The 1,928-nt window shown below is 68.9% G+C and carries 3 protein-coding genes; 1 reads left to right on the top strand and 2 read right to left on the bottom strand.

Annotated features, from left to right (window positions below; all coding sequences use genetic code 11):
* Window positions 1-104 precede the first annotated feature (104 nt).
* The gene (locus HUX53_RS32965; RefSeq protein WP_309237543.1) at window positions 105-1,013 is read left to right on the top strand and encodes a TIGR03619 family F420-dependent LLM class oxidoreductase; all 909 of its coding nucleotides are present in this window, start codon (window positions 105-107) and stop codon (window positions 1,011-1,013) included.
* On the opposite strand, the gene HUX53_RS42330 is transcribed toward HUX53_RS32965, so the two are convergent.
* Window positions 1,010-1,450, bottom strand: coding sequence for an Lrp/AsnC family transcriptional regulator (locus HUX53_RS42330; RefSeq protein WP_176407120.1), 441 nt, complete (start codon window positions 1,448-1,450; stop codon window positions 1,010-1,012). The genes HUX53_RS32965 and HUX53_RS42330 overlap by 4 nt on opposite strands.
* A gap of 59 nt (window positions 1,451-1,509) precedes the next feature.
* Window positions 1,510-1,761: a substrate-binding domain-containing protein gene (locus HUX53_RS32955; protein ID WP_176407119.1), complete on the bottom strand. Its 252-nt coding sequence runs from the start codon at window positions 1,759-1,761 to the stop codon at window positions 1,510-1,512.
* Between the last annotated feature and the right edge of the window lie 167 nt (window positions 1,762-1,928).

Here is a 1,928-nt window from a genome sequence, read left to right as displayed (position 1 = left end):
TGGTGTGATTATGTTGTTTTGTTGTTTTTCTAATGATACGGCGACCCCCGAGATCTCCCCGTCCCTCTTCGTCGGCAGCGTCAGATGTGTATAGGAGGCGGGGAGTGGCCTTGTTGATCGGGTTCGCTGTTCCGGGGGCGGGGGCGTGGGCTACGCCCGACAACCAGGTGACGGTTGCAAAGCGGGCCGAGGGGCTCGGGTACCACTCGGTGTGGACGTTGCAGCGGCTGGTCAACCCCGCCGACTCGGAGGATCAGACCTACCGGGGCGTGCCCGATCCGGTGGTGACGCTCGCTTATCTCGCTGGGCAGACTCGGCGGGTGCGGCTTGGGGTCGCGGTCGTCAATCTGCCGTTCGTGGCGCCCGCGGTCCTCGCCAAGCAGGCCGCCACTCTCGACCGGGTCAGCGGGGGGCGGCTCGACCTCGGGCTCGGGCTCGGGTGGATGCGGGAGGAGTTCGCCGCCGCCGGGGCGGCGATGGAGCGGCGCGGGGCCCGTGCGGAGGAGTATCTCGCCGTCCTGCGCGGGCTGTGGGGTGGTGGCGCGGCCGAGTTCCACGGGGAGTTCTTCGACTTTCCGCCGGTGGTGATGGAGCCGCCGCCGGTGCAGTCGCCGCTGCCGGTGCTGCTGGGCGGGGCGGCCGAGCCGGCGTTGCGGCGCGCCGGGCGGCTCGCGGACGGGTGGGTCAGCTCCAGCCGCGCCGACCCCAGCGTGATCGGCCGGTCGATCAGTGTTGTGCGGGAGGCCGCCGAGCAGGCGGGGCGGGACGCTTCCGCGCTGCGGTTCGTGTGCCGGGGGGCGGTGCGTGTTCGTGCTGGGGGACGAGCTGACCGGCGTCCGCTGTCCGGGTCGTTCGAGGAGATCCGGGGGGATCTGGAGATGCTCGGCGGGCAGGGGGTCACCGAGGTGTTCATCGATCTGAACTTCGACCGGGAGGTCACCGGGGCGGACGCCGATCCGCAGGGGTCACTGGAGCGTGCGCTTGAGGCGCTGGAGGCGTCCGCGCCGCGTTAGAGGGGTGGGCGGCGGGCTTCCCAGGGGGTGCTGAGGACGACCGTGGTACGGGTCGCCACGTTCGCGGCGGCGCGGATCTTCTGGAGCAGGTCCTCCAGTTCGTTCGGGGACGCGACCCGCACTTTCAGGATGTAGCTCTCGTCGCCGGCGACCGAATGGCACGCCTCGATCGCCTCCAGGTGCGACAGCCGGTCGGGGGCGTCGTCCGGCGCGGCCGGGTCGATCGGCTTGATCGACACGAACGCCGTCAGCGGCAGCCCGATCTGCTGGCTATCGAGCTGGGCCGTGAACCCTTTGATCACGCCGCGCTTCTGCAGCCGCCGGACGCGCTGGTGCACGGCCGACACCGACAGGCCGGTCTCCTTGGCCAGATCCGTGAAACTCATCCGCCCGTCGTCGGCGAGCAGCGCCATGATCTGACGATCGATCTCCTCCACGCGGGAAATCTAGCGTGCCGGAGGCGGTTCGCGCGTCCCGATAGATCACGGATCGGGCGTCATCGGCGGGGCGGGCGCAGCGGGCCGCAGCTGCCGCGCACGACCAGCTCGGTGGGCAGCAGCACCGGCTCGCCCCTGCCGCGCCGGGCGGGCTCGCGCAGCAGCAGCTCGCAGGCGCGGTAGCCGATGTCGTGGCCGGAGCGGGCGACCGCGGTCAGCGGCGGGTCGCACAGCTCCGCCCACGCCACGTCGTCCATCATCGCGATCGACACATCGGCGGGGACGCGCAGGTCCAGTCTCTTATTCCCCATCTGACGCTGCCGACGACGAGGAGACTCTAGATTTACGTGGTCGCCCCTGTATCTAAAACAAAACTACAGCTGTCACCGTACGATCGAATCCAACACACGACGTCACTAGCTCAGTAAAAACACATACACTATCTACACAACACACTCCACAACAAATACACCACCAA

The organism is Actinomadura sp. BRA 177 (assembly GCF_013372625.1).
Lineage (GTDB): Bacteria > Actinomycetota > Actinomycetes > Streptosporangiales > Streptosporangiaceae > Spirillospora.
Note: the sequence above shows the minus strand (reverse complement) of the source record. Positions and strands in the feature narration are given on the sequence as shown.

What these genes read in the sequence shown, in the direction of transcription:
- HUX53_RS32955 (WP_176407119.1), bottom strand. Translation starts at nt 1,761, where the DNA reads ATGGGGAATAAGAGACTGGACCTGCGCGTCCCCGCCGATGTGTCGATC.